Source organism: Methylobacterium sp. 4-46 (assembly GCF_000019365.1).
In the GTDB taxonomy this organism is placed as follows: domain Bacteria; phylum Pseudomonadota; class Alphaproteobacteria; order Rhizobiales; family Beijerinckiaceae; genus Methylobacterium.
The window spans coordinates 7,017,554-7,043,084 of record NC_010511.1 but is presented as its reverse complement, the minus strand read 5'-3'; the positions used below and the strand labels follow the sequence as shown (position 1 = coordinate 7,043,084).

Sequence of the window (25,531 nt, the reverse complement as noted above, 5' to 3'; positions counted from 1 at the left end):
CTCACAAACTGCGGGCGGTACAGTCCTTGTGCAGGAGGAAGCGGGAGAACTCTGAGGTTACGAACAGCTTCTGCAGACCGCAGACCCCTTGGCTCGTGATGTTCCGGGCGTTACCCCGCATTGCGAGTTGCTTCTCCCAGCGGAGCAGGTGGCCCTGTTGAAGGGTTAGGAACACTGCATCCCTGCTGTTGGGGTTCTCCATCCTCGATAACCGAGAGCAACTACCTGCCGGGACGTTCAGGAGACCGAGAGCTGCTCCTACGGTGGCCCGCTTGGGCAGATGGAACTCCCCAAACAGGAACACGCTTGTGGCATCCTTCCAGCGGTTCGACCCTATCCCCGTGCCCCAGTTGATGAAGGCGACCTTTCGGCCATCCAGCTCGTAGGCGTCCTCATTGAAGCTCGTCTTCCCGTTCGGAAGGTAAGCATGGTCCAGCATCGCCTTGTGGGCGACCACCAGCACCTTCTCTCCAGGCTCCGTGTGCTCACGGATGGTTCCCATAATCCATCGGGCATACGGCTCTGCTCGCTGGCACGTCTTCACAATCTGCGAGACCCGCTCGCGAGGACCGATGACGTCAACTGGTGGCACGAGGTGCGAGACGGTCAGGTTCTCGAACGACAGACGCGGGGACGGCATCATCACGCGCTGAGTGGGAACGAGCTGTGCCACTCCGTCGATGTCGCTAGTGGCGTCCAGCAGCACCGTTCCGGGGCGAACAGGCATGTCGGGCTTGTAGCCGACGAAGCGGCCACCCTGGCTGGCCCCATCATAGCGGCTCATGAAGGCGTAGCCGTTCGCGAGTGCCTGAGCGAAGCCGATAACACTCGCCACCCGCAGGTCGGGTGCCTCACGACCCCCGTGCTCCTCGCGAAGGCGGTCGGCTTCAAGTGACGCGAACCATGCGAGGTCCGACAGATGGAGCGGACGGTAGGTCCTCGGCCCAGGCCGATCCTGTGACCACACACCATCGAGGAATTCTTGCAAAGCCGAGCAAGCCTGGACCGCTGCCGGGATGCTGGTCGTCGCCTGTGCCCAATCCCGGACCTTCACGACATCCCCAACGTCGATGTCAAAGATGGCGACCTCGGTCGGCTTCTCGTCGATGATGGTGAGCGTCCTTTCCTCGGCCTGGTACCTCCGGGCCAGGGAGCCACGAGGCCCCTTGTAGAAGGCGTGAGTGACAACGATGACCCGGCGGTCAGAGAGGTCGGTTGTTCGGAACCGAGCCGCAGGGGTGAATTGATGCGTTCGTTCGATGGTGTCCAGGGGCTTGGCCAAATCGTGGGCACTGGTCCAGATGGCCAAATCATCGCTGCTCACCAGCTTTAGCAGCTCGTTGTACGTGTCCTCGCACTGATGGATGGTCTCGCACAGGAACACTGCTGAGGAGCCAGGTACGGCCTCAATGAGAGCCGCAACGAACGCCCAGGCATAGGACGACTTCCCAGAGCCCGTAGGGGCGGAGACTACCCGGTATTGCTCCCGCTGATGGTCTCGGTCATCGCAGGCAGCGAGACCGGCATCGAGGATGGACTGAGCTACGGATTGGCTGAAGGCGGAAATTGACCGCCCACGCTCATGGGCCTGCTTCTCGACGAAGCCCCAGAAGGTGGGCACGAGGTTTGTGACTTCTATCATGATGGTCCTTGGTCATGTCAGATTGCCCACATAAAAAACCCCCCACGACACGGAATTACTATTGCGTTGCGGGGGACTTTCGGGCTGTTTTGATTGGTGTCGGAGTTTGGGGGTGTCAGACGAGAGCGGACATCGCTTCGTGCATGTCGTTCACACGCCGTTGGCGTTCGTCCTCCTCATCTCGTTCAAGCTTCGCGAGGTAGGCTCCCACACCACCAAGAGCCTTCATCACCCACCGTGCGAACACCTCGGCAGCTCTCGGTGACAGCTCGTGGTAAGCCCGCTTGGTCCTGCCGGTACTCGGGTCTACCCACGTCCCGGCATTCGTCTCGGTGAGCCCACGAAGGCGCCTGACAAGCTGGAAGCGGAAGGCTCCGTCGGACCGGAAGCGACGAGGCTGATGGTCCTCTAAGAGGAACATCGCGAAGACGGTCTCGATGACCTCCCTCGACTCCACGTGGGCGAAGAGCTTCACCACCTCGTCAGCCGCGATGCGCTCGTGTCGGTAAGTCGGTTGACCGCCTCGGTAGGTGGTGACGATCCCCTTGGCGTGGCTGACGAGTTCGTTCCAGAGGTCCTCACAGTGCGCCCAGAGTGGGTTGTCGGAGTTCTTCTTGATGCGCTTACGGACGCGCTTGAGGTATGGATTGAGGTCTGCCTTCGTGATCGCTCGTTGTTCAGGGTGTCCGTGTCGTCGGTACCTGGATTTGTGGGTAGTACAGTAGACCCCATAACGGGTCGTTCGCGCGCCACATCCAGGCGCACGGCAATCACGCCTGCTCAATTTGTGGACCTCCTATCCCAATAATGCTGACTTATGGAGCCGCCAATCAGACCACTGGCGGCTCGCATATATGTAGCTGAATGTTTAGAACGTGCCTTGCTCTACTTTATCAGCACCTTGCAGAAGAGACGCAGCCTGTTTCCGCATGCGTCTTGCAATTTCCGCCCTCTCTGCGGCATCGAAGCTACTTGGTAGTAACCTTCGTTTCAACTGCGTGGTGCGGTGCGCGATGTAAATAGGATCGAGGTTATCCGGCCACTTGTACGGAAACCGAGGCATTTCATCAAGTCGCACGTTTACAAATTCTGGATCGCGCTCCAGGCAAGCTCGTATACCCTCGATTTCAAGGAATCTCCTGACCATGTCATCGGTTTCACGCACGCCTATGAGCTCAGCGAGAGGTTGTGCGAATGCACTGTTGAGTGATTGATACCAGTATAAAAATCGCTCGAGCTCCTCTTTCTCAAGTCGGTGGAGGTCGCCTCCTCCGAACTCAAAACCGAAATCGAAGTCGAATTCTATGTTTTCCATCTTCTGATTGCCTTTCTACCGTTTTAAGCGAGATTTTTATCGGCCAACTGACGTCAACGTGCAAATGCAAATGTTGATCATGACGTATGAAATGAGGGCTGTACCTCTGCATCGGAATATGTCATCAAATCGGATTAGGGGCTCAATATCCTTCCACCCCTGGAAGTAACTTACGGTATGTGCGAACAATCGAATGTAAGCAAATCAAGCATTGAAAAAAAACGGATTAATTACTATTGAGTGAGCGCCGATTGTGAGACGTTAATCAGCAAAACCAACGCTTATCCTGATTCTGCACCTGAAGTTAGCCGGAAAGTTGGCCTTGTGTGTCGTGGACAGGCGCGCCGAAGTCGCGTCCATTCCCCGTCTTACAGACGTGAGGATGCCACATTCCGAAAGAGCGGCAGTCACAGACACTCTCGGCTTCGATAATACATTTCACGCAGGTTTCGGGTTCAACGCCCGGTGCACCGACATGCGGCTGATGCCGAGTTCCTTGGCGATGGCAGACGGACCCATTCCGGTGGCGTGAAGCTCTCTGACCTTCTCAGCAGGCACCGATGCAGGGCGCCCCTTGCCGGCATAGACCCCAGCAGCCTTGGCCTTGGCAATGCCCTCAAGCTGCCGTTCACGGCGAAGGTTCGTCTCGAACTCGGCAAAAACCCCGAGCATCTGGAGGAAGCAGCGTCCCGCAGCCGTGGACGTGTCGATGGGCTGCTCAGTGGCCTTCAACGCCACGCCCTTGGCCTCAAGCTGGCGGACGATGGCTGCGAGGTCAGCAATGGACCGTGCCAGCCGGTCGATGCGGGTGACCACGATGGCGTCCCCTTTCCGGGCGAAGTCCATCAGGGTCTGAAGCTCGGCCCTGCCTTCGGTGCTGGCGCCTGACCGCTTCTCAGAGCGGATGACCTCACACCCTGCGGCCCTCAAGGCGCCCTCCTGGAGACTGAGGTCCTGGTCGGTGGTGCTGACACGCGCGTAACCGTAGACGGCCATTGGACTGTACTCTGTCGCATAACGGTCTAGACCATGCGACAGTGTTGTACCAAAACCTGGAAGTCAACCCTTATATGACGCAATCGGGTGTAACAGAGCGTTGTACCTCAGCGGTATACCGTTCTGGTACGACGAAGAAGGTAGAGGCAGAGAGTTGAACCCTCACTCCACTCGTGGCTCGGTCCTTCGCCACCAGTCCTCCAGACTCCATGGCTTCGAGGAAAGGAGGCGGAACAGGCTGGCGTTCATTTCGCCTATGGCCGTGTTGCGCCTAGCCTGCTCGCAGAGCCTGCGGGCGTCTTCGACGGCACGTTCAGCACGTTCGATGAGCGGGTCGTGGGAGGCGATGTAGTCATTAGCCACCTGCTTTCTCCCTGGGTTGGGCAATGACAACGTGGTTCGGGCGACTACCAATCCGGCGAGGCTACCCTCCCCTCTAGCAACATCGACAGCCCCCTAGAGGGGGGAGCCGTTGAAACCTCAGCCTGTCGATGGCCGTTCAGGTACGTGTCACAAACATTCAGACCCTCTCCCGTCCTCCAGATGGGCACCTGAACGGCGCCTTGAGGCTTGTTCTTAGGACAAGAACTAATCCCCTTTGGTAGTCTATTCCTAATAGGACGCCTACTTCAGTCCACTCGCAGGAGCTCTATCGACTTCGCCCCATCGATGTGAAGATGCAGGGTAGTGGCCCAGGACGGCCATTCTTGATTTCAGGTAGGTAGGTAGCCTGGACCCTCTAAACGGCCGTCTAAGGTCAACCCCAGCGGCTTAGAGAGGGCATCTAGTGCCAGGAGTGCCTATCCTTCCCCCATTAGGTGCTCTGTTATGGCTTTCATCAGGTCAGATGACTTTATCTCTTCGATCAATCGTCTGAGTTCAGCCAGTTCGTCGGGAGACGATGAGAGTGACATATTGTCAGCTATGTGGGCTATAACCTCAGCCCGAGCTATCTCTCTGTTGATAGCTGCCTTGACCTCAGCATCTACGGGTCCTTCCTCGTGCAGAATATCCCAGTAGATTGCCATCAAGTCTATCAGGCGTTTTGAGAGAATTTTGAGCTTGTCTGGGCTGAGCTGCATTTTGATAATTGATATGTTGGTTGAAGACTCTGCCTAGGTCAGCAATACGCACCTACCTTGTATATGGCAGGCATCTACTCTGGTTCAACAACAGAATTAACAGTAAGTTACGGTCAAGCTTGTAGAGAGAGACTGTCCAGCCACAGCCCGAACACCCTAGCCTGTCTGTGCCGGGAAGCCTCCAGCATGGCCTTGTGGTGGAGGTACCCCTCGAAGTTGGAGGGGGGACGCGCCTCTCATGGCTGTCCACAAACCGGAGCATGTTGTCTGGCCGGGAGAGCCCGAGTATCGCGCACACATCAGCCGCAGCGAACCAGGGCTGGCCTTCGATGGTCACGCACCGGAGGTCCAAGCCGGCGAACTTGAAGGTGTTGGTGGTGTTGGTGGTGGTCATTGTCAGCCTGGGAGACCGTCCAGCCATCGTTTGAACTGACGCGCTTGCGGTTTCCGGGCGGTGCTTAGCAGACTGCTCAGGGCTTCCCTGGCAATGAGGGCCATCATCTGCGGCCCCTGCTTGGTTTGAACGAGCGTGTAGGCCCAATCGTCAGGGTCCAACGTCGTCCAGCGGTACATCTTCAGGGTGTTGCTCTGCCACCCGATAGCCCGGCTTGCGTCCTTCACCAGGAGCCAGAGCCTCCCTTCGGAGAGCATCATTCGGACGGCAAACCGTCTCCTCTGCCCGCTGTGGCGGGCCTCGAACCTAAGACTGAGGACCCTGAGGGCCGCTGCGTTGCTTCCCTCGGTAGCCATCCTTCTCTCGTAAGGTACTAACCGTGATGCGAATGGGCCGTGCGGCCACTAGTCAGGACATAAGGTTCTTCACAGGAACCTGCGATGTGTGCGGTGTCACGATCCGCTCCGTCGCAACCGGTGGGTTTTGCGTCTTCCAGGTCGAGCGACTTCATTGGCAGAGAGCGTGTCCCAACGCCGCGCTGAAACGGGAGCCCGGGAACTGTGCTGGCGTTCGAGAGGTGCTGTGGTCTGAGATGAAGAAGCACGAGCCTGTCATTTCGTAGGCCACAGCCTCAACTGCGACCTTGCCTTCCGGCAGCCTTCACCATAGTGCCGCTGGCATCGACACTTCAGGCACCGACCCCCTCCGTAACCGCTCCAGTGCAGCCTCAAGGGGGCTGTCTGCTCCCACCGGCAGCTTCTCACTCATATGCATACCGCTTCCGCCCGAGCTTTGCTTATGGGCGACTTGAGGTGCTGGCGTGGGCCTGGAGGGCGCAGGGACGGCCATGGGGGGAACTTGGGGGCGACCGCTCTGTCGATGGACCTCCAGGTACGTGCTGCAAACATTCAGACCCTCTGCCATGGCGCTTCCCATTGTGAGCCCGCTATGGCGCATCAAGCTGCCCATCAGTGGTGTCCGTGCGGTGACATGCGAGCGTGCTCACACCGGGTCGTGCGGGGCACGGGTAGAGGCGGAAGCACCTCAGTCCGTCGATGCCCTCTCACGCGTCTGCCACGAACATTTGAGTCCCTTGCTGGCGGGTTGCACTTACGACCTAGCGCACCACCTTCGCAGCGTCACCTGAGAGTGTGTCGTAGAGAGGCCGCAATTGCTTGTACAATCGCTTGCCACAGGTCCCGCTGACATAGGCCAATGCGCCTAATCTTCGTCCGAAGCCTATTGAAGATTATATTCCTAGAGGAGGCCCATTCGATGAGCCCGCTCACCCGAAAGCTTGAGCACTTTGTCCGGCTCTCGGCGAGCGATAGAGCAGCCCTTGAGCTACTCACCGCATCTCCCCGGCGAACCTACGCTCCTCGCGAAAACATCATCTGTGAAGGCGAGTCGCCGAGGGTACTACGGTTGGCGCTGTCGGGTTGGGCCTGCCGCTACAAGACACTAGAGGACGGCCGGCGCGCAATCGTAGGATTGCTCCTCCCCGGCGACCTCTGCGACCTCAATGTATTCATCCTGCGCAAGATGGACCACTCCCTCGCAGCACTCACCCCAGTATCCCTGGCGGAGATTTCCTCGAACACGTTCAACGCATTGACGCTCGCTCACCCGCGCGTGCTCCAGGCGCTCTGGTGGGAGACACTGGTTCGGGAGTCGATCCAGCGCCAATGGACAGCCAACCTAAGCCAGCGGGACGCGTCAGAGCGCGTGGCGTCCCTGCTGTGTGAGGTGTTCACTCGCTTGCACTGCGTTGGCCTCACTGATGGGCCTTCGTGCGACCTGGCACTCACCCAGGCTGAGTTGGGTGAGGCAACCGGCCTCTCAACCGTTCACGTCAACCGCACTGTGCAGGAGCTCCGCGCTAGAGGGCTCATCATCCTGAGAGGTAAGAGTCTGACTATCCCGGATTTCGAGGCACTTAGGGATGCGGCACTGTTCAGCGCCGACTATCTCCATCTCGACCACGAGGGTGCGCACCTCGACGGCGCTGAAGGATGAGCTGAAGTGTCAATGGATGGGCGCGAGGTGCTACTCACGGATGAGAGCTTCCGTCTCGTACTTCAGCGGCTTGCGCCATTCGAGCGCCGCATACAGCGTCCACCTCAGCGAACGGCTCGGTGACTCTCAGGCGCTCATAGGCCACTTGCTTGGCCTCATACTCCTCATCCCGCGCGCGCCGCAGCAGCGGGGTTGCCGAAGTCAGGGATGGGACCGGGTCTGCTGAGCCTCAAGCTCCTGCCAGCGGTCCACGATGCGGGCCCTGAGGGGCACGCTGTAGCCCGGGACCAGGATGAGGCACTCGCGCCTGGGGAGTTGATGGCAGGGGCGGCTCTCACCCTTCGCATCCCGGTAGACGCCCCCAAAGTTGGGGCCGTTGATGCCAAGCTCCACCAGCATCACGCGAATGTCGCGCATCGCATGGTCGTGGCACTTCCCGGTGAGGTCCGCGATTTCCAGGCTGCTCATGGTGGGCTCAGTGCACGGCTAAGTAGGCTGCGCACCGGACGACAGCAGTGAAACTCGGTCATGGCGACATACGGCCGAGCAGACAGCTATGTGGAGCGTGTCTTAGGGCACAAGCCCACGATGTCAGTGACGAGGTCTTCTAGACCATAGGGCTTTTCCCATCGCTTCACGTCTGCGAAACGATCAGGTATTACGCATGCGTCGTATCCTGTAGCGAAGACAAACGGTATGCCCCGCCGTTTCAGTTCGTCTGCAACAGAAAACGACATCTCATCACGCAGATTTATGTCCAAGACTACTACCTCAAACTCGCCCCCCCTAACCTGATTCATGGCTTGGTCTACTTGGGGAATGGGTCCGATGACGGTCGCTCCCGCCGCCGTCAGAGACTTTTTCAGGTCATCCCCGATGAAGTACTCGTCCTCAACAACGAGCACGCGGCATCCCGCAAGGGGTTGGCTGGTCAAGATGGTGCCTCCCTACCTTCTGCGAGCACCCTCGCACCGACGAGCATGGGCGCGCAATTCCTGACATCGTCTGGCAAGGTCGCCCGAGATGGGCAATAATACCAGGAGCAACCATGGGGGCTTCCCGATGAACCCCGACGTGTCATCCGAACCCACCAACCCCTCGGTACCGGTGAAGCCGCTAAGCCCTGAGCAGACGCGGGAGCTCATTGATGCCACGCACAAGTCCGCAGAGGACGGCGAGGAGCACGTTAGGAAATCTCGGGCGGCCATCGCTCAATCGGCTGAGGTGCTGAAGCGTTCTCGGATGTGATGGCATGGCCAAGCTGATGGCACGCACAAGGTTCGGCCCCATCCGCGTCAGCTTCACCTTTTAGGCTCGGTTCCAGTAGGCGTGCATGACGGACCGATAATCGTCCACAGTGAGGGAAGGTCAGTTCACCCTTCATGGGTGCGTTCTAGGCCGAGAGGTGTTCCACCTTGGCCTGAAGAAGGGTGACGGCCTTGAGGCCACACCTCCTGCAATCGAGCCAGATACCGCTTGCCTCGGTCTGGCGGGCTTGTTGGACTGTTATCCGAGTTCGATTATCCATCAGCTCTATGTGTGCACCATTGGGACGCAACGCGCTGGGGCACAGCTGGTTCGGGTGTACAACTGATCTGGATGGTACAGCGGAGCGCCCGGTGAGGGCTGGACACCTTCGCCAGGCATTCATGCGTCTGCGTTGAGCCAAATCAATCCGTGGATGCCCTCGCACGCGTCCGCCACGAACATTGAGTCCCTTGCTGCCCTGCCGTGGCTACCGAGTGAAGGAAAGGGCCAGCCTCCCTACCGCATGTTCAGAAACGGGCTACGCCATGCGATGCTCCTGCCCACCGTGATGTCACCGCACTCATTGCGCCCTGTAAAGTGCAACAGAGGAGACACCCTCTATTCCTAGCTTGCGAGCACTGCCGCGAGACAGGTCAATGACATAGTTGTTTTTACCTTGTGTGCTCCTATTGGTTCTGTCATTGATACGCACGACCACAGACCGGCCATTCCCTCGGTTGACCACGCGAACTCGTGTGCCCAGTGGTAGGCTGTTGTGCGCGGCTGTGAGGCCGTTTGGGTTGTAGATTTCACCGCTCGCGGTTCGGCCCGAATGTTGATACCAGACGGCCCGCCCACTGCTAATCTGAGCCGATTGACGAAAAGAACGCGAGGGAATGCGTTTGCTTTGAGGCGCCGACTCCTTTGTTTCAACTAACTTTGTCCCTCTTTTCTGCCTTTGAGCTATAACTCGGCATGAGCAGAGCATCTTCACACGTTGGCCACTACGCCAAACAGTACGAGCGGAATGCTTTCTCTTCGCAGGGATGGCCGCTGTCGTAATGCGCTCAGGAGATGCGGAGGGCGCCGTGGCGGCTTCGCGCGGAGTGCTTTCTTCGCCTGAAACGGCCGGGTGCGGCATCTGTGATGACACGTCGGGATGAGTGAAGACCGGCTTTGCTCGCTCTGGTTTAGTGAAGCGGTTGTCAAAGCTGTATCCTGAAGTGTCCTGCGCGCGCGCTGCCCAGTGGCCATTGCTGACCAGGCAAATCATAACTGCAAAGGTTGCAGTCCCTACGAGGCTGCTGCGCCTTCTTGTACTTTCCTGTGGCATGCGCTCCACTCCCTTAGTCTGGATCGCTTTTGCGAACTAAGACCCTGTGGAGCATTCGGTTCCGCTTGGCCTCCTGATGCGCTCGCGTCCTATTTGCTCGTGACCAAACTAGGGAAAAACGACGAGGTTCGATTGGAGCTGATGAAAGGTCTGACTGTTGTGAACCGACCCTGCATGGTGTCCTCATGCCAGCCGGCAGCGCCGCAGGCGTCCTGCTCAACGAACCAGAGGCGCCCCTACGCTGGTACTGCGCGGACCCTGTAGGACTTTCTGAGCCCCTGATGCCAGGGGCTGAACTTGGACGTAAGCACCCGAGCGGGCGCGTCCTCGCACCCGTTGCGGGGCATGTTGTCTCCTTGCTGTCTTCACCCGGTATGAAGGTGGGTGAGCGCAAGCCCTGAATAGCGAACCTTCTCAATCTCTTTATAGAGAGTCGCTGCCTTCAATCCCTTACCATAGATGGCCTCCTCACCTTCGCTGTCTCGTCTCCATCCACCAAGAGCCCTCACCCGCTCAAGGCTGATCTCAGCCTCTCGGAGAGCATCACGGTAGTTGTGCCTGAAACTGTGGAATGACACCCCCGTCCCGGACATGTCGAGCTTGCCCAGGAAGCGGCGCTTGTCGTTGAACCACTTCGAGAAGGTGCCGGACAGATACCCCATCGAGTCGGGTTTGATCTCTGGGAACAGGCGCTTCTCCCCCCTGCCCCGCATGGCCTCTACGAACTTGAGAAAGCCGATACGCTGAAGTTCAGGGTGAACCGGGACGAACCGCCTGCCTGCCTCCGTCTTCACACGCTTCTTGTCAGCCTCGTCGCCCCCTGGCTCCTCGTCGTCGTTGATGAGGATGACGGGCACCCCTTCGTACTCAGCCACATCCTCAACTCGTAGCTGACAGCATTCACCCAGCCTCATGCCCGTCCAGAGGGAGAGCAGGGGGACCCAGAAGCGCCCGCGACGCGGCACGTTCGGTCCAGGCTTCGCGTAGCCTTCCTCATCATCCTGACATCCCGTGTAGAGCGGGGCCGTGAATATTGCCTGAAGCTGCGCGATGCTGAAGGGTTGGCGAAGGTCGCGTTCGTCGCGGTCATCAGGAAGCGCGAGCCCCTGAGCTGGGTTCCGGGTCACACGCCATGTGTTCACGCCCCACTTGAACAGGGCCGATAGGTTGTGGAGGTAGTTGTTGACCGCAGACACCCCAAGCCGCTCAAGCTTCTCGGCATCAGCCAGCTTAGCTGCATCCTCAAGGGATAGGTCAGGGAACCGCTGAGAAGCGTTCTTCGGGAGCCTTATGATGACACTGCGGATGCGCTCGCAGTCCACGCGATGGATGCTGTCCACCGGGGTGTCAGGTCCAAGCAACTCCCTCATTGCCCGGAAGACCGTCTGGTAGGTCTTGAGCGTGCCAGGAGTGCGCTTCCTCGTGGGATCGTTTAGGTACGCCGTAATGAGGTCTTCAACGGTGCAGGAACGGGGCGTAGAGGCTGCCTTGGGCGGTACTGGTGTTTCGACCACCTCCCCCTTGTTCCGGGCAAGCAGGGCGTCAGCCCAACGCTTTTGAGCCTTCAGCATCGCGAACCCCAGCCTCCGCCAGGACTCCGAGCCTTCCCGCGATGACAAGCCGTTCTCGCGAAGGACCCCCTCCACCTCCATCCAGATTGTTTCCATACTGCCCCTTGCAAGCTCGGCTGCAGCAGCAGGACCCACGTACTCTGCGGCCTTGAGTGCGCGCTGGTAAGCCACCTCCGTCAGGCCGGCTTCGCGCTTTCTCTCGTCATCACTGAGCAGCTTCGACAGCCAAGCCGCGGCCAGACGCTCCGCTTCAGCTAGAGAGATGTCGTCCTGAGCCCCAGACAGACGGCGGCGTGCCGTGTGTAGCTCCCGGTCGAACTCCACCGACTTCAGTCGGGCACGTCGAACGGCCTCAGCCCTGTCTGCTGTGCCGAGGGCGATCCACTTCTGCCCACTACGACCACCAGGGATGGCCTCTCGCAACTCGGGAGGGACGTACCCGCGGAACGCGTAGGTGCCGTTCTTGCGGCGAACAAGGCGGGTTTCAAGGCCCATCGCGAGGGGTGACCTGTAGCAACAACCTGTAGCACAGGTGCTACCTAACCCCTTGTTTGTCAACGCTTCTAGCTGGTCCAGCCACTTAGCAGAGGGCCGGCGGAAGGGGTGGGATTCGAACCCACGGTGGAGTCACCCCCACGGCGGTTTTCAAGACCGCTGCCTTAAACCACTCGGCCACCCTTCCCGGTCTGGGCCGGAGCCGACCTGCGGCGCCCCGGGGCCGGAGCGCGACGGCGCCCAGCCTGTCTAGGGCCTCCCGGAGCGGGGCGTCAACTCGCGCCGCGGTGCCGCGCCGGCGCGCTCACGGTCCGCCCTGCGACAGGCTCGCCGAGACGACGACCAGGCCGACCGCCACGACACTCAACGCGAACATCGCCATGCCGAACCGAGTCCTCGCACCCGTCCCCCGGAGACGGCCGGCCGTCTAGGCGCGCCGCGCGACAGCCGCGTGACACCTCGCGCAACGCCTCGCGCAACACTTCGCGCACGGGCCCGGTCGCGCGCGCTCACCCCTTTCGGAACGAACCACGAACACCTATATCAAGACCATGTTGGACAACACCTTTTTTGCTCAGCTGGACGCCCCGGCCGGGGCCCCGCCGGACGCGGCGCCGCCGGCGCCGGAGCGCCGGGACGGCGCCTGGCGGGTCCTGCCGATCGAGGGCCGGTTCGAACTCGTCTACGAGGACGGCAACGGCGCCTGGACGGTCCGCCACCTCGCCGCGCACGAACTCAAGGTCGGCCCGGGCAAGGTCCTGGTCGGCGGCACCGACCGCGACCGCGACGCCTATCGGGGCTTCCGGGCCGACCGCATCCACCGCCTCACCGACCGCGACACCGGCGAGCGCGTCGAGCGCAACATCCTCGACTGGCTGATGCGCCGGGCCGAGGCGGCCCGCCGCAGCCGCGCCGCGGCCCTGCGCCGGGAGCAGCGGCGGGGCGCGGCACGCGGACCGGCCTGAGCGGCGCCGCCGCTCAGCCGGCGCCGGACTCCCCGGCGCGCGCCGGCATCGCCCAGTCGAGGAACGCCTCCACGACGGCGCCCGCGTCGAGGGGCTCCTCGGCGCCGTAGAGGCCGTTCCAGACCGTCGCCAGCACGCCCGGCGCGGCGAGCAGCAGCGGGAAGCGCACGAGCGCGTCCGAGGTCAGCTCGCCCCGCGCCAGGGCTTCGGCGGCGAAGCGCCGGACCGCGCCCGTCACCGGGCCGATCACCACGCGCCGGTAGGCCGCCGCCACCGCCGGGAAGCGCCCGCCCTCGGCGATCACCAGCCGCACCACCGCCGCGCGGCGCGTCGCCTCAAGGTCCCGGAAGGCCGGCACCGCGACCCGCCGCAGGAAGTCGCGCAGGCTCTCGCCGGGGCCGGGCCCCTGCCCGCTCAGGCTCGCCACGAGGTCGGCCATCACCTCCCGCAGCACGCCCTCGAACAGGGCCTCCTTGTCCCGGAAGTACAGGTAGAGCGTCCCCTTGGCGACGCCGGCGCGCGCGGCGACGTCGATCATCCGGGTGCCCGAGAAGCCCCGCTCCAGGAACACGCCGAGCGCCGCCCCGACGATCGCCGCCCGCGTGCGGGCGGTCTTCTCCGGGCTCGGGCCGCGCCGGCCCGCTTCCGCTCCCCTCGCCGCCTCAGCCACGCCGCCCCCGCGCCTCCCGCGCCGATTGCAAAAATGACCCGCCGGTCATAGGATGCCCGCAGGAGGATGCGCCATGGCCTCTTCGTCTTCCCCGATCCTGATCGTCGGCGCCGGCCCGACCGGCCTCGTCCTCGCCCTGCGGCTCGCCCATCACGGGGTGCGGCCCCGCATCGTCGACCGGCACGCGGGACCCGGCGAGGCCTCGCGCGCCATGGTGGTGCATGCCCGCACCCTGGAATTCTACCAGCAGCTCGGCTTCGCCGACGAGGTGGTGGCGCAGGGCATCCGCATGGGCGGCGTGCACCTGCGCAGCCGGGGCAAGGACGTCGCCGCTTTCCATTTCGGGGATCTCGGCGAGGGGATCAGCCCGTTCCCGTTCATGCTGTGCTACCCCCAGGACGACCACGAGCGCTTCCTCCTCGACCGCCTCGCGCGGGCGGGCGTGACGGTGGAATACGGAACCGAGCTCGTCGGTTTCACGGACCGGGAGGACGGCGTCGAGGCCGTGCTCGAGCGGGACGGGGTGCGGGAGACCGTGAGCGCGGCCTATCTGTGCGGCTGCGACGGCGCCCACAGCCGCGTGCGCCAGGGCCTCGGGCTGGACTTCCCGGGCGGCACCTACGCGCAGCGCTTCTACGTGGCGGATGTGCGGCTCGCCGCGCATCCGGGCGACGACGTCTTCGTCAATCTCGGCGTGGACGCCCTCGGCCTCGTCATGCCGGTGCGGTCGAGCGGCATGCACCGGCTGATCGGCATCGTGCCGCCGCCCCTCGCCGGGCGCGAGGAGCTCGGCTTTCCCGAGATCCAGCCCCATGCCGAGGCGCTCCTCGGCGTGCGGGTGGCGGCGGTGAACTGGTTCTCGACCTACAACGTCCACCACCGGGTGGCGGCGCGGTTCCGGCAGGGGCGCTGCTTCATCGCCGGCGATGCCGGCCACATCCACAGCCCGGCCGGCGGCCAGGGCATGAATACCGGGATCGGCGACGCGGTGAACCTGTCCTGGAAGCTCGCCGAGGTGGTGCGGGGCACCGCCCCCCCGTCCCTCCTCGACAGCTACGAGCCGGAGCGGATCGCCTTCGCCCGCCAGCTCATCGCCTCCACCGACCGGGCCTTCCAGGCCGCCATCGGCAAGGGCCTCGGCCACCAGGTGCTGCGCACCCTCGTGGTGCCCCACCTGATGCCCCTGCTCTGGGGCGTCGCGGCGACCCGCCGGATGATGTTCGAGATCGTCTCGCAGGTCCGCATCGCCTATCCGGACAGCCCGCTCAGCCTGGGCCGGGCGGGCGAGGTGCGGGGCGGGGACCGCCTGCCCTGGATCCCGGGCCTCGACAATTTCGCGCCGCTGCGCGCCCTCGCCTGGCAGGTCCACGTCTACGGCACCCCGGCGCCGGCCCTCGGCGAGGCGGCGGCGGCCCACGCCCTGCCCTGCCACGTCTTCGCGCACGGCCCGGAGGCCGCGCGGGCGGGCGTGACGCGGGACGCCGCCTTCCTGGTCCGGCCGGACGGCCACGTCGCCCTCGCCCTGCCCGACCAGGACGCGGCCGCCCTCGGCGCCTACCTGCGCGCGCAGGGCCTGCGCCCGGCCGGGAGCGCCGCGATCGCCGCTTGACCGGCGCGCGCGGCTCGGTCATTCCCGGCGGCGGGACACCTCTCCCCACCGAGAGGCGCCCATCTGGAAGGATGGACACCGCATGACGACCCGGCCCGACGCGCGCCCGCGCGCGCCCTTCTTCTCGTCCGGCCCCTGCGCCAAGCGCCCCGGCTGGACCCCCGCCGCCCTCTCGGACGCGGCGCTCGGCCGCTCCCACCGCGCGAAGCTCGGCAAGGCCAAGCTCAAGCAGGCGATCGACCTCACCCGCACCGTGCTGCAGGTGCCGGACGATTACCGCATCGGCATCGTGCCGGCCTCCGACACCGGCGCGGTCGAGATGGCGATGTGGTCGCTGCTCGGGCCCCGCCCGGTCGAGATGCTGGCCTGGGAATCCTTCGGCGAGGGCTGGGTCACCGACGCGGTCAAGCAGCTCAGGCTCGACGCCCGGGTCACCACGGCGCCCTACGGCGCCCTGCCCGACCTCGCGGCCGTGGACACCCGGCACCACGACGTGGTGTTCACCTGGAACGGCACCACCTCGGGCGTGCGCGTGCCCGACGCGGACTGGATCGCCGCGGACCGCGAGGGCGTGGTGATCTGCGACGCCACCTCGGCGGCCTTCGCGCAGGATCTCGACTGGGCCAAGCTCGATGCCGTGACCTTCTCCTGGCAGAAGGTGCTCGGCGGCGAGGCGGCGCACGGCATGCTGATCCTCTCCCCCCGCGCCGCGGCGCGGCTGGAGAGCCACGTGCCGGCCTGGCCGATGCCGAAGATCTTCCGCATGACCAAGGGCGGCAAGCTCATCGAGGGCCTCTTCGAGGGCGAGACCATCAACACGCCCTCCATGCTGGCGGTCGAGGACTACATCGACGCCCTGCTCTGGGCGCAGGGGATCGGGGGCCTGCCGGCCCTGCGCGCCCGGGCGGACGCGAATGCCCGGGTCATCGCCGCGTGGGTGGCGCGGACGCCCTGGGTCGAGAACCTCGCGCGCGCGCCGGCCACCGCCTCGAACACCAGCGTCTGCCTGGTGATCGCCGATCCCGAGGTGACGGGCCGCGGCCCCGAGGCCGTGGCGGCCCTGGCCAAGGGCATCGCCGCGACCCTGGAGCGCGAGGGCGTCGCCCTCGACGTCGGGGCCTACCGGGACGCGCCGGCGGGGCTGCGGATCTGGTGCGGCGCCACCGTGGAGCGGAGCGACCTCGAGGCGCTGACGCCCTGGCTCGACTGGGCCTTCGCGCAGGAGAAGGCCCGCCTCCTCCGGCAGGCCGCCTGACAGACCGCGCGCGGATCCGCCCCGGCGGTCCCGGCGTCGCGCGCCGCGCCCCCGCCGCAAGCGGGGGAAGGCTGCGCCCTGTCCGGACGGCGCGCGCGGCGGATCCGGCCCCGCATCCCGGATGCCTTGCCCGAGCCTTGCCCAGCCGGAGCCTTGCCCAGCCGGAGCCTTGCCCAGCCGGAGCCTTGCCCATGACCACGCAGAAGCGCGTCCTCATCTCCGATTCCCTCTCCCCCGCCGCGGTCGCGATCTTCCGCGAGCGCGGCCTCGTCGCCGACCTCCGGCCCGACCTCGGCAAGGACAAGGAGGCGCTCGCCGCCGCCATCGGGGCGTATGACGGCCTCGCCATCCGCTCGACCACCCGGGTCACGGCCGCCCTGCTCGAGCGGGCCGGGCGCCTGCGGGTGGTGGGCCGGGCCGGCATCGGGGTCGACAACGTCGACGTGCCGGCCGCGACCGCCCGCGGCGTCATCGTGATGAACACGCCGCACGGCAACGCGGTCACCACCGCCGAGCACGCCATCGCCCTGATGCTGGCCCTGGCCCGCGAGATCCCGCAGGCGGACGCCTCCACCCAGGCCGGGCGCTGGGAGAAGAACCGCTTCCTCGGCATCGAGCTCACCGCCAAGACGCTCGGCGTCATCGGCTGCGGCAATATCGGGGCGATCGTCGCGGATCGCGGCATCGGCCTGCGCATGCGCGTCATCGCCTACGATCCCTTCCTGACCCCCGAGCGCGCCGTCGAGATCGGGGTCGAGAAGGTCGAGCTCGACGACCTGCTGCGCCGGGCCGACGTCATCACCCTGCACGTGCCGCTCACCGACAAGACCCGCAACATCCTCTCGGCCGAGGCCCTCGCCCGCACCAAGCCCGGGGTGCGCATCGTCAACTGCGCCCGGGGCGGGCTCGTCGACGAGGCCGCCCTGCGCGCCGCCCTGGACAGCGGCCACGTGGCCGGCGCCGCCCTCGACGTGTTCGCGGTCGAGCCCGCCACCGAGAACGTGCTGTTCGGCCACCCGAGCGTGATCTGCACGCCGCATCTCGGCGCCTCGACCCGCGAGGCGCAGGAGAACGTCGCCCTCCAGGTGGCCGAGCAGATGGCCGACCACCTCCTGCACGGGGCGATCCGCAACGCGGTGAACTTCCCGTCGATCTCGGCCGAGGAGGCGCCGCGCCTGCGGCCCTTCGTGACGCTCGCCGAGCAGCTCGGCTCCTTCCTCGGCCAGCTCACCGAGGCGCCGATCCGCGGCATCCGCATCGCCTTCGAGGGCGAGGTCGCCGCCATGAACCTGCGGGCGCTCACCGCCGCGGCGGTGGCGGGCGCGCTGAGGCCGTTCCTGGAGGGCGTCAACATGGTCTCGGCCACCGAGGTCGCCCGCCAGCGCGGCATCGTGGTGGAGACCACCACCCGCACCGGCACCGCGCGCAACTACGGCTCGGTGCTGCACGTGACCGTCGAGGCCGAGGACATGCCCCGGGACGCGGCCGGCACCGTCTTCCAGGACGGGGTGCCCCGCATCGTCGAGATCCGCTCGATCCCCCTCGAGGCCGCCTTCGCGCCCCACATGCTCTACGTGCGCAACGCCGACCAGCCGGGCTTCATCGGCCGGTTCGGCACGCTGCTCGGCGAGGCGGGGGTCAACGTCGCCACCTTCCATCTCGGCCGCGACCGGCCCGGGGGCGACGCGATCTGCTTCGCGGCGGTCGACCAGCCGGTCTCGCCGGCGCTGCTGCGCCAGATCGAGGCGATTCCCCAGGTCAAGCGCGCGCGGGCGGTCCGCTTCTGAGGCCCGGCCGTCAGTGGCCGCAGAAGGCGGCGCTGCCCGCGGCGGTCGCCGTGCAGAACATCGCCTCCGTCAGGAGGCCGATCCGGGCGGCGGCCTCACGGTTCATCGCCGCGGCGGCCGGGCCGACCTGCATCACCAGCGGGCCGGCCCCGCCGGCGACGGCGACCAGCACCGCGAGGGCGGCGAGCCGACCGCGCAGGCCCCGGGGCGCCGCGCCGGAAGGGAGGCGGTGCGGGATGGCGCGCGCGGTCGGGGGGTGGGACCGGATTCCGCTGTCGAGGGTCGCGACGCCCATGGATGCCTCCGCCGGTTGAGAGGATCACGGGAGACGACATCCGCGACCGGCCCGGCGCGGTGCGCCACCGCACCCGCCGGGTCCGGCGCGGTCCGAACCCTCGCGCGAGGGCCCGATCCGGGCGGCCGAGGCGCGCGGCCGGCGCCGCACCGCGCCGCCGAACCGGTGTGGCGCAAAGGCTGCCCCTCTCGGAGTTTGGTCCGGTGTCCCCGGGCCAGATCGGCCGAAGGGTTGTTTTGAGACAGGCAGGCGGTCATAAACCTCCGCTCGAAGGAGAGCTTTTCAGGATGACCGCAGTCCGGTCCGATGCCGCATCGGCCGTTCCCCCGTCCGGCCCGGCCGTGACGGGCGATCTGCCTTTCGAGAAAGCCCTCGAAGAGCTTGAGGGCATCGTGCAGCGCCTGGAGCAGGGCAACGTCCCGCTCGACGAATCCGTCGCGATCTACGAGCGCGGCGAGGCGCTGAAGCGGCATTGCGAGCAGCTCCTGCAGCGCGCCGAGGCGCGCATCCAGCGCATCACCCTCGGGGCGGATGGCAGCCCCGTCGGCACGGCGCCGCTCGATGTCGCCTGACGCAGCCCTCCCGCGGCGCCGCCCGCCCCCCGCCCGTCGGCGGCCGTCGCGCGCCCTGGCGCCGCGCCCCCCCTTCCGGACATGAGGATCGTTCGGTGTCACCGCTCAGCCTTCCCCTCCTCGATCGCGTCCGTGATCCGTCGGAGCTTCGCGCCCTGCCGGAGAGCGACCTGGCGCAGCTCGCCGCGGAACTGCGCGCCGAGACCATCGACGCGGTCTCGGTCACCGGCGGCCATCTCGGCGCGGGGCTGGGCGTGGTCGAACTCACGGTCGCCCTGCACTACGTCTTCCACACTCCCGACGACCGCCTGATCTGGGACGTCGGCCACCAGGCCTACCCGCACAAGATCCTCACCGGCCGGCGCGACCGCATCCGCACCCTGCGCCAGGGCGGCGGCCTCTCCGGCTTCACCAAGCGCGCCGAGAGCCCCTACGATCCCTTCGGCGCCGCCCACTCCTCCACCTCCATCTCCGCCGGCCTCGGCATGGCCGTCGCCCGCGACCTCGCCGAGGCCGCCGCCCGCGCCCGCGGCGAGACCCCCGAGCGCCGCAACGTCGTGGCGGTCATCGGCGACGGATCCATCTCCGCCGGCATGGCCTACGAGGCCATGAACAACGCCGGCGCCCTGCGCTCCCGCCTCGTCGTCATCCTCAACGACATGTCCATCGCGCCCCCGGTCGGCGCCATGTCGGCCTACCTCGCCCGCCTGGTCTCCGGCGACACCTACCGCTCCCTGCGCGACACCGCCCGCCAGTTCGGCCGCCTGCTGCCCAAGGCCCTCTACGACACCGCCGTGCGCGCCGAGGAATACGCCCGCGGCATCCTGGCGGGCGGCGGCACCATGTTCGAGGAGCTCGGCTTCCACTACGTCGGCCCGATCGACGGCCACAACCTCGACCACCTGCTGCCCATCCTCAAGAACGTCCGCGACGCGCCCGAGGGGCCGGTCCTGGTCCACGTCGTCACCCAGAAGGGCAAGGGCTACGCCCCCGCCGAGGCCGCCGCCGACCGCGGCCACGCCGTGGTCAAGTTCGACGTCGTCTCCGGCCAGCAGGTCAAGGCCAAGGCCAACGCCCCGACCTACACCCGGGTGTTCGGCGAGAGCCTGGTCAAGGCGGCGGACGCCGACGACAAGGTGGTGGCGATCACCGCCGCGATGCCCTCCGGCACCGGGGTCGACCTGTTCGCCAAGGCCCATCCGGGGCGCACCTTCGACGTCGGCATCGCCGAGCAGCACGCCGTGACCTTCGCGGCCGGGCTGGCGGCGGAGGGCTACCGGCCGTTCTGCGCGATCTACTCGACCTTCCTGCAGCGGGCCTACGACCAGGTCGTGCACGACGTGGCGCTGCAGAACCTGCCGGTGCGCTTCGCGCTCGACCGGGCCGGCCTGGTCGGGGCGGACGGGGCGACGCATGCGGGGGCCTTCGACCTGGCCTACCTGTGCTGCCTGCCCAACATGGTGGTGATGGCGGCCGCCGACGAGGCGGAGCTGGTGCACATGGTGGCGACCGCCCACGCGCACGATGCCGGCCCGATCGCCTTCCGCTACCCGCGGGGCGAGGGGGTGGGGGTGGACCTGCCCGAGAAGGGCGAGGTTCTGGCGCTGGGCCGCGGCCGGGTGATCCGGCGCCCGGAGGGGGCGCGGGTGGCGCTGGTGAGCCTGGGGACGCGCCTGGCGGAGGCGCTGAAGGCGGCCGAGCAGCTGGAGGAGCGCGGGATCGGGGTGACGGTGGCGGATGCGCGCTTTGCCAAGCCGCTGGACGAGGGGCTGCTGCTGGATCTTGCGGGCAGCCACGAGGTGCTGGTGACGGTGGAGGAGGGCTCGACCGGGGGCTTCGGCGCGATGGTGCTGCACCTGCTCGCGGGGCGCGGGGCGCTGGATGCCGGGACGGTGCGGGTGCGCACGCTGACCCTGCCGGACAGCTACCAGGACCACGACACGCCCGAGCGCATGTACGCCCAGGCCGGCCTCGACGCCCCCGCCATCGTCCGAGCCGTCGAGCACGCGCTCCCGGACGAGCCGCGGGCCGCCAAGCGGCCCGCGCGCGACTCGAACGTGGTGAGCGTCTCCCGCCGCCCGCGCTGAGCGGAGCCCGCCCTTGAGCGGCGCTCAGCCCGCGGGCTTGCGCTTGCGGGCATCCGCCGAGCGGATCGCCTGCCAGCCGTTCGGCTGCGCCACGAAGGCCCGGAGCGCCGCGGCGTTCTGGGCCGCCTCCGCGCCGCCGAGGTCGCGGCGCATCAGTTCCTCCGCCTCGGCCGAGCGCCCCTCGAGCCCGAGCACCAGGGCGAGGTTCTGACGCACCCGCGCGTCGGCGCGCGGATCGGCGGCGGCCTGCCGCAGCACCCGCTCGGCCTCGGGCAGGCGCTTGGCCAGCGCGTAGGAGAGGCCGAGATTGGACAGCACGCTCGGCTCGCCCGGGACGATCTTGAGGGCGGTCTCGTAGTAGCGCTGGGCCTGGGCGTGGTCGCCCATCTGGTCGGCGACGGCGCCCTGGGCCGAGAGCACGCGCCAGTCCGGATTGGCCGGCGAGTGGGCGTTCTGGAGGACTTCCGCCGCCTCGCCGAACCGCCCGGCCTCCGCCAGGGTCTTGCCGTAGGCCGCGAGCACCGCCGGGTTCTTGGGGTTGCGCAGGGCCGTCTGCTGCAGCACCGCGACGGCCTGCGCGGTCTGCTCGCTGGCGCGCAGCGCCCCCGCATACGCGATGGCGGTGCCGACATCGGCCGGATCGCGGGTGTAGCGCGCGGCGAGCCGGTCGAGGTCGCGCCGAGCATTGCCGGCGCCGGTGCCGACATCGATCGAGCCGGTCGTCGTCGGCGAGCGCGACAGGCACCCGGACACGAGCAGCGCCATCGTGCCGGCCGCGAGAAGGCGCACCAGGGCGGAACGCGACACGTCGACGGGGGACCGCATCCGGCTCTCCTCAGGCGGGCTCGGGCGGCCCAACGCGCCGCCTCGCTGCCCGGAATAGGGTGTTAACCCTAACCGGGGGTTAACGAGGCGGCATTGATATCGTTGAGAAATCATCCGTTGCGGGCGCCGTTCGGGGATTGTCGTCCCGTGTCGGTCGCCGATGAGCGGGGAGCCGCGCCGCCGGGAGCGAGGCCCTGTGCTCGCGGGACCCTGCGTCAACCGCCCGCCCGGGACCAGGGAGCGCGCGGTCGATGCGCAGCCCGACGGGGCGATGGACCTCAGCGGGGTTGCGCGGCCGCACAGCCCGCCCCGAAGGCACCGGAAGCGGGATCGTCGACCGGCCGCAGCGTCGGGCCCGGCGCGGCACGGCGGATGCGGTGGCGCCGCGCGCCGCGCGGCCGGTGTGACAAGGCCCGGTCGGCTGCGCTAGGCAGCGGTGCACCTCCTCTCGAACCCGGGACCCGCCCGTGACCTCATCCCCCGACGCCTCCGCCGCCCGTCCGATCTGGTGCGTCACGGCGGAGGGATGGCCCGCCCTCGCCGAGACCCTCCCGGCCGCGGCCGCCGCCTACGCCCGGGCAACCGGCTTCTCGGCCAAGCCCGGGAGCCACTGCGTGCTCCCCGGGGCGGACGGGAGCCTCGCGGGCGTCGTCCTCGGCATCGACCCGAAGGGGGATCCCTTCGCGCCGGGCAAGCTCGCCGACGCGCTGCCGGAGGGCGATTACCGCTTCGCGGCGGCCCCGCCGGACCCGCTCCTCGCCGCCCTGGCCTGGCGGCTCGCCGCCTATCGCTTCGCCCGCTACCGCGACCGGCCGGCGCCGGCGGCGGTGCTCGCCACGCCCGAGGGCGTCGACGCGGCCGAGGTCGAACGCATCGCCGCTGCGGTCGCGGCGGGGCGCGACCTCGTCAACACGCCCGCCAACGACCTCGGCCCGGCCGAGATCGAGGCCGCGGCGCGCGGCCTCGCCGCGCGCGCCGGGGCGGCCTGCACGGTCGTGTCGGGCGAGGCCCTGGAGCGGGATTTCCCGATGATCGCCGCGGTCGGGCGCGCCTCGGACCGGGCGCCCCGCCTCATCGACCTGACCTGGGGCGATCCGGGGGCCCCGAAGGTCACCCTGGTCGGCAAGGGCGTCGCCTTCGACACGGGCGGTCTCGACATCAAGCCCTCGGCCGCCATGCTGCTGATGAAGAAGGACATGGCGGGGGCCGCCGCCGCGCTGGCCGCCGCCGAGATGGCGATGGGGGCGGGCCTGCGCCTGCGCCTGCGCGTCCTGGTGCCGGCCGTCGAGAACGCGATCTCGGGGAGCGCCTTCCGGCCGGGCGACGTCCTGCGCAGCCGCCGCGGCCTCACCGTGGAGATCGGCAACACCGACGCGGAGGGCCGCCTGATCCTCGCCGACGCGCTCGCGCTCGCGGACGAGGAGAGCCCGGACCTCCTCGTCGATTTCGCGACCCTGACGGGCGCGGCCCGCGTGGCCCTCGGCCCGGACCTGCCGGCCCTGTTCACGGAGGATGACGGGCTGGCCGCCGAGATGGCCGAGATCGGGCGGGCGGTGAACGATCCGGTCTGGCGGCTGCCGCTCTGGGCGCCCTACGCGAGCCTGCTCGACTCGAAGGTCGCGGACGTCAACCACGTCTCGGGCGGCCCCTTCGCGGGCGCGGTCACGGCGGCCCTGTTCCTGCGCCGCTTCGCAACCGCCGCGAAGGCCCACGTTCACCTCGACCTCTACGGCTGGAACCCGAGCACCAAGCCCGGTCGGCCGGAGGGCGGCGAGGTGCAGACCGCGCGCCTCGTCTACGCGTTGCTGCGCCGCCGCTACGCCTGATCCGGGATCCGCTCGATCGAAGCGGATCCCGGATCACGCGCCTGCGCGGCGCCTGAGCGAGGACGACATCCGCATGGCCGAAATGGAAGATGGCGAAGCCATCAACCGGATGGCGCATGACGGGGCCGGGACCGAGCGGCGCCCGGGCGCGGGCGCCGCTCGGGGTGCCGCCTCAGCGGCGCAGGATCTTGGTGACGATGCGGCCGACGAGCGTGCTCGAATCGGCGTTGCGGGTGTCGTAGCGGTCGCCCGGGCGGGCATTCGGATCGTCGTTGCCCAGGATCTTGGTGACGATGCGGCCGATCAAGCTCATGGCCTTCCCCTCCGGCTGGCGGGCGGCGAGCGCCCTGTCTCCGCTGTCAACGAGGCACAGGCTCAGCCGTTCCGCTCAGGCCCACTCGGCCATGGCCTCGAAGACGAGGGCGTGGCGGGCCGCGAGCGCGTCGATCTCCGTCGCGTAGCCGCCGCCGATCACCGCCGCCAGGGGGATGCCGCGGCGCCGGGTCTCGCCGACCACGTGGCGGTCGCGGGCGAGGAGGCCCTCGTCCGTGAGCGCGAGCCGCCCGAGCCGGTCGTCCCGGTGCGGGTCGACGCCCGCGTTGTAGAAGACGAGGTCGGGCCGCAGCGCGTCGAGCAGGCGCGGCACGTGCCGGACCAGCGCGGCCATGTAGCCGGCGTCGTCGAGCCCGTCCGGCAGCCCGACATCGAGGTCGCCCGGCACCTTGTCGGTCGGGTAGTTCCGCTCGCCGTGCATGGAGAAGGTGAACAGGTCCGGCTCGCCCGCGAGGCAGTCGGCGGTCCCGTCGCCCTGGTGCACGTCGAGGTCGATGACGAGGGCCCGCCGGATCGCGCCCTCGCGCAGGAGCGCGAGCGCCGCCACCGCCACGTCGTTGAGGACGCAGAAGCCCCCGCCCCCGGCCCGCCTGGCGTGATGGCTGCCGCCCGCGGTGCTGCCCGCGAGCCCGCCCGCGAGGGCGAGCCGCCCGGCCAGCAGCGTGCCGCCCGCCGAGGCGAGGGAGCGGCGCGCCACGCCCGCATCGACCGGCAGGCCGATCCGCTTCTCGACCGCGCGCGGCACCGTCGCGGTGAGCACCTGATCGACGTAGGCGCGGTCATGCGCCAGCGCGACGGTCGGCGCGCCGGCCGGCTCGGGCCGCACGAACCCGTTCGGCACCAGGCCGCGCGCGCGCAGGATCTCGGCGAGGCGGCCGTATTTCCGCATCGGGAAGCGGTGGCCCTCCGGCAATTCGGCCTCGTAGGCCGGATGGAACACGATCGGCAGCATGGCTCCTCCTCGACCGCGCCCACCGCAATCGGACCGGCCGCGCCCGGCCGGCCGCGGCGGGACGGTCGCGGCGGGACGGTCGCGGCGCCCGCACCCGGGCGATATCGTCGGCGGCGGCCCGGCGCGAAGCGCGACCGCACGCCGCAAGCTCTCCGGCCGGGGTTGAGGGATCGCGCCGCTTGCTCTCAAAGTGGCACGCGCCGCGCTCCGGCGTGGACACGGTTTGAACACGAACCCCGCCGACCCTTGCGGCATGGAGCCGA

At 67.3% G+C, this 25,531-nt stretch carries 23 protein-coding genes, 1 tRNA gene and 1 pseudogene; 8 read left to right on the top strand and 17 right to left on the bottom strand.

Annotated features, from left to right (window positions below; translation table 11 throughout):
- Position 1: 1 nt before the first annotated feature.
- The 7 genes from M446_RS31015 to M446_RS38415 all read right to left on the bottom strand — a co-directional run bounded on the left by M446_RS31015 (position 2) and on the right by M446_RS38415 (position 5,785).
- Positions 2–1,642: a DEAD/DEAH box helicase family protein gene (locus M446_RS31015; protein WP_043701816.1), complete on the bottom strand. Its 1,641-nt coding sequence runs from the start codon at positions 1,640–1,642 to the stop codon at positions 2–4.
- Between the two features lie 115 nt (positions 1,643–1,757).
- Positions 1,758–2,426 carry a hypothetical protein gene (locus tag M446_RS31010; RefSeq protein ID WP_012336047.1) on the bottom strand — a complete coding sequence of 223 codons (669 nt, stop codon included), beginning with the start codon at positions 2,424–2,426 and terminating at the stop codon, positions 1,758–1,760.
- A gap of 84 nt (positions 2,427–2,510) precedes the next feature.
- Positions 2,511–2,957: a hypothetical protein gene (locus M446_RS37755; RefSeq protein WP_150108766.1), complete on the bottom strand. Its 447-nt coding sequence runs from the start codon at positions 2,955–2,957 to the stop codon at positions 2,511–2,513.
- Positions 2,958–3,395: 438 nt separating this feature from the next.
- A complete protein-coding gene (locus tag M446_RS31005) occupies positions 3,396–3,953 on the bottom strand; it encodes a recombinase family protein (RefSeq protein WP_012336046.1) in 558 nt (185 codons plus the stop codon).
- Positions 3,954–4,753: 800 nt separating this feature from the next.
- Positions 4,754–4,981 carry a hypothetical protein gene (locus M446_RS37750; RefSeq protein ID WP_150108765.1) on the bottom strand — a complete coding sequence of 76 codons (228 nt, stop codon included), beginning with the start codon at positions 4,979–4,981 and terminating at the stop codon, positions 4,754–4,756.
- 106 nt (positions 4,982–5,087) lie between these two features.
- Complete coding sequence (locus M446_RS39810) at positions 5,088–5,429, bottom strand: BRO family protein (RefSeq protein WP_168169181.1); 342 nt, start codon at positions 5,427–5,429, stop codon at positions 5,088–5,090.
- A gap of 2 nt (positions 5,430–5,431) precedes the next feature.
- Positions 5,432–5,785, bottom strand: coding sequence for a Bro-N domain-containing protein (locus M446_RS38415; protein ID WP_043701813.1), 354 nt, complete (start codon positions 5,783–5,785; stop codon positions 5,432–5,434).
- Positions 5,786–6,704: 919 nt separating this feature from the next.
- Here M446_RS38415 and M446_RS30995 point away from each other — a divergent pair.
- Complete coding sequence (locus M446_RS30995; protein ID WP_012336045.1) at positions 6,705–7,445, top strand: Crp/Fnr family transcriptional regulator; 741 nt, start codon at positions 6,705–6,707, stop codon at positions 7,443–7,445.
- A 222-nt stretch (positions 7,446–7,667) separates the two neighbouring features.
- Here M446_RS30995 and M446_RS30990 read toward each other — a convergent pair.
- The 5 genes and pseudogenes from M446_RS30990 to M446_RS30980 form a co-directional block, all read right to left on the bottom strand.
- Positions 7,668–7,913: pseudogene (locus M446_RS30990) on the bottom strand (Rha family transcriptional regulator); the annotation flags it as partial.
- 86 nt (positions 7,914–7,999) lie between these two features.
- Positions 8,000–8,380 (bottom strand): response regulator, encoded by a 381-nt coding sequence (locus M446_RS36110; RefSeq protein WP_012336043.1) that lies wholly within the window; start codon positions 8,378–8,380, stop codon positions 8,000–8,002.
- 893 nt (positions 8,381–9,273) lie between these two features.
- Positions 9,274–9,591: a septal ring lytic transglycosylase RlpA family protein gene (locus M446_RS36105; protein ID WP_415926924.1), complete on the bottom strand. Its 318-nt coding sequence runs from the start codon at positions 9,589–9,591 to the stop codon at positions 9,274–9,276.
- Positions 9,592–10,391: 800 nt separating this feature from the next.
- Positions 10,392–12,092 (bottom strand): site-specific integrase, encoded by a 1,701-nt coding sequence (locus tag M446_RS30985; protein ID WP_083784765.1) that lies wholly within the window; start codon positions 12,090–12,092, stop codon positions 10,392–10,394.
- A 100-nt stretch (positions 12,093–12,192) separates the two neighbouring features.
- Positions 12,193–12,279: transfer RNA gene (locus M446_RS30980), tRNA-Ser, on the bottom strand.
- A 364-nt stretch (positions 12,280–12,643) separates the two neighbouring features.
- Here M446_RS30980 and M446_RS30975 point away from each other — a divergent pair.
- Positions 12,644–13,057, top strand: coding sequence for a hypothetical protein (locus M446_RS30975; protein WP_012336040.1), 414 nt, complete (start codon positions 12,644–12,646; stop codon positions 13,055–13,057).
- A 13-nt stretch (positions 13,058–13,070) separates the two neighbouring features.
- On the opposite strand, the gene M446_RS30970 is transcribed toward M446_RS30975, so the two are convergent.
- Positions 13,071–13,727, bottom strand: coding sequence for a TetR/AcrR family transcriptional regulator (locus M446_RS30970; RefSeq protein ID WP_012336039.1), 657 nt, complete (start codon positions 13,725–13,727; stop codon positions 13,071–13,073).
- A 73-nt stretch (positions 13,728–13,800) separates the two neighbouring features.
- On the opposite strand from M446_RS30970, the gene M446_RS30965 reads away from it, so the two are divergent.
- From M446_RS30965 to serA, 3 genes are all read left to right on the top strand, one after another.
- Positions 13,801–15,336 carry an FAD-dependent monooxygenase gene (locus M446_RS30965; protein ID WP_012336038.1) on the top strand — a complete coding sequence of 512 codons (1,536 nt, stop codon included), beginning with the start codon at positions 13,801–13,803 and terminating at the stop codon, positions 15,334–15,336.
- An 82-nt stretch (positions 15,337–15,418) separates the two neighbouring features.
- Positions 15,419–16,591, top strand: a complete 1,173-nt coding sequence (locus M446_RS30960; protein ID WP_012336037.1) for a phosphoserine transaminase — start codon at positions 15,419–15,421, stop codon at positions 16,589–16,591.
- A 191-nt stretch (positions 16,592–16,782) separates the two neighbouring features.
- Positions 16,783–18,378 carry a phosphoglycerate dehydrogenase gene (gene serA / locus M446_RS30955; RefSeq protein WP_012336036.1) on the top strand — a complete coding sequence of 532 codons (1,596 nt, stop codon included), beginning with the start codon at positions 16,783–16,785 and terminating at the stop codon, positions 18,376–18,378.
- Between the two features lie 10 nt (positions 18,379–18,388).
- On the opposite strand, the gene M446_RS30950 is transcribed toward serA, so the two are convergent.
- On the bottom strand, positions 18,389–18,673 hold the full coding sequence (locus M446_RS30950; protein ID WP_012336035.1) for a hypothetical protein: 285 nt from the start codon (positions 18,671–18,673) through the stop codon (positions 18,389–18,391).
- 287 nt (positions 18,674–18,960) lie between these two features.
- On the opposite strand from M446_RS30950, the gene M446_RS30945 reads away from it, so the two are divergent.
- On the top strand, positions 18,961–19,245 hold the full coding sequence (locus tag M446_RS30945) for an exodeoxyribonuclease VII small subunit (RefSeq protein WP_012336034.1): 285 nt from the start codon (positions 18,961–18,963) through the stop codon (positions 19,243–19,245).
- Positions 19,246–19,340: 95 nt separating this feature from the next.
- Positions 19,341–21,332 carry a 1-deoxy-D-xylulose-5-phosphate synthase gene (gene dxs / locus M446_RS30940; protein WP_012336033.1) on the top strand — a complete coding sequence of 664 codons (1,992 nt, stop codon included), beginning with the start codon at positions 19,341–19,343 and terminating at the stop codon, positions 21,330–21,332.
- 24 nt (positions 21,333–21,356) lie between these two features.
- Here the strand turns inward: dxs and M446_RS30935 are convergent, their stop codons facing one another.
- A complete protein-coding gene (locus tag M446_RS30935; RefSeq protein WP_012336032.1) occupies positions 21,357–22,157 on the bottom strand; it encodes a tetratricopeptide repeat protein in 801 nt (266 codons plus the stop codon).
- A 467-nt stretch (positions 22,158–22,624) separates the two neighbouring features.
- On the opposite strand from M446_RS30935, the gene M446_RS30930 reads away from it, so the two are divergent.
- Positions 22,625–23,983, top strand: a complete 1,359-nt coding sequence (locus M446_RS30930) for a leucyl aminopeptidase family protein (RefSeq protein ID WP_012336031.1) — start codon at positions 22,625–22,627, stop codon at positions 23,981–23,983.
- A 172-nt stretch (positions 23,984–24,155) separates the two neighbouring features.
- Here the strand turns inward: M446_RS30930 and M446_RS30925 are convergent, their stop codons facing one another.
- The gene (locus tag M446_RS30925) at positions 24,156–24,296 is read right to left on the bottom strand and encodes a hypothetical protein (RefSeq protein ID WP_012336030.1); all 141 of its coding nucleotides are present in this window, start codon (positions 24,294–24,296) and stop codon (positions 24,156–24,158) included.
- A gap of 75 nt (positions 24,297–24,371) precedes the next feature.
- Positions 24,372–25,268, bottom strand: a complete 897-nt coding sequence (locus tag M446_RS30920; protein ID WP_012336029.1) for a histone deacetylase — start codon at positions 25,266–25,268, stop codon at positions 24,372–24,374.
- Positions 25,269–25,531 lie beyond the last annotated feature (263 nt).

Bases quoted from the DNA above. Each gene is read 5' to 3' on its own strand.
- M446_RS31015 (WP_043701816.1), bottom strand. From the start codon at position 1,642: ATGATAGAAGTCACAAACCTCGTGCCCACCTTCTGGGGCTTCGTCGAG.
- M446_RS37755 (WP_150108766.1), bottom strand. From the start codon at position 2,957: ATGGAAAACATAGAATTCGACTTCGATTTCGGTTTTGAGTTCGGAGGA.
- M446_RS31005 (WP_012336046.1), bottom strand. From the start codon at position 3,953: ATGGCCGTCTACGGTTACGCGCGTGTCAGCACCACCGACCAGGACCTC.
- M446_RS37750 (WP_150108765.1), bottom strand. From the start codon at position 4,981: ATGGCAATCTACTGGGATATTCTGCACGAGGAAGGACCCGTAGATGCT.
- M446_RS39810 (WP_168169181.1), bottom strand. From the start codon at position 5,429: ATGACCACCACCAACACCACCAACACCTTCAAGTTCGCCGGCTTGGAC.
- M446_RS38415 (WP_043701813.1), bottom strand. From the start codon at position 5,785: ATGGCTACCGAGGGAAGCAACGCAGCGGCCCTCAGGGTCCTCAGTCTT.
- M446_RS30995 (WP_012336045.1), top strand. From the start codon at position 6,705: ATGAGCCCGCTCACCCGAAAGCTTGAGCACTTTGTCCGGCTCTCGGCG.
- M446_RS30985 (WP_083784765.1), bottom strand. From the start codon at position 12,092: ATGGGCCTTGAAACCCGCCTTGTTCGCCGCAAGAACGGCACCTACGCG.
- M446_RS30975 (WP_012336040.1), top strand. From the start codon at position 12,644: ATGTTGGACAACACCTTTTTTGCTCAGCTGGACGCCCCGGCCGGGGCC.
- M446_RS30965 (WP_012336038.1), top strand. From the start codon at position 13,801: ATGGCCTCTTCGTCTTCCCCGATCCTGATCGTCGGCGCCGGCCCGACC.
- M446_RS30960 (WP_012336037.1), top strand. From the start codon at position 15,419: ATGACGACCCGGCCCGACGCGCGCCCGCGCGCGCCCTTCTTCTCGTCC.
- serA (WP_012336036.1), top strand. From the start codon at position 16,783: ATGACCACGCAGAAGCGCGTCCTCATCTCCGATTCCCTCTCCCCCGCC.
- M446_RS30950 (WP_012336035.1), bottom strand. From the start codon at position 18,673: ATGGGCGTCGCGACCCTCGACAGCGGAATCCGGTCCCACCCCCCGACC.
- M446_RS30945 (WP_012336034.1), top strand. From the start codon at position 18,961: ATGACCGCAGTCCGGTCCGATGCCGCATCGGCCGTTCCCCCGTCCGGC.
- M446_RS30935 (WP_012336032.1), bottom strand. From the start codon at position 22,157: ATGCGGTCCCCCGTCGACGTGTCGCGTTCCGCCCTGGTGCGCCTTCTC.
- M446_RS30925 (WP_012336030.1), bottom strand. From the start codon at position 24,296: ATGAGCTTGATCGGCCGCATCGTCACCAAGATCCTGGGCAACGACGAT.
- M446_RS30920 (WP_012336029.1), bottom strand. From the start codon at position 25,268: ATGCTGCCGATCGTGTTCCATCCGGCCTACGAGGCCGAATTGCCGGAG.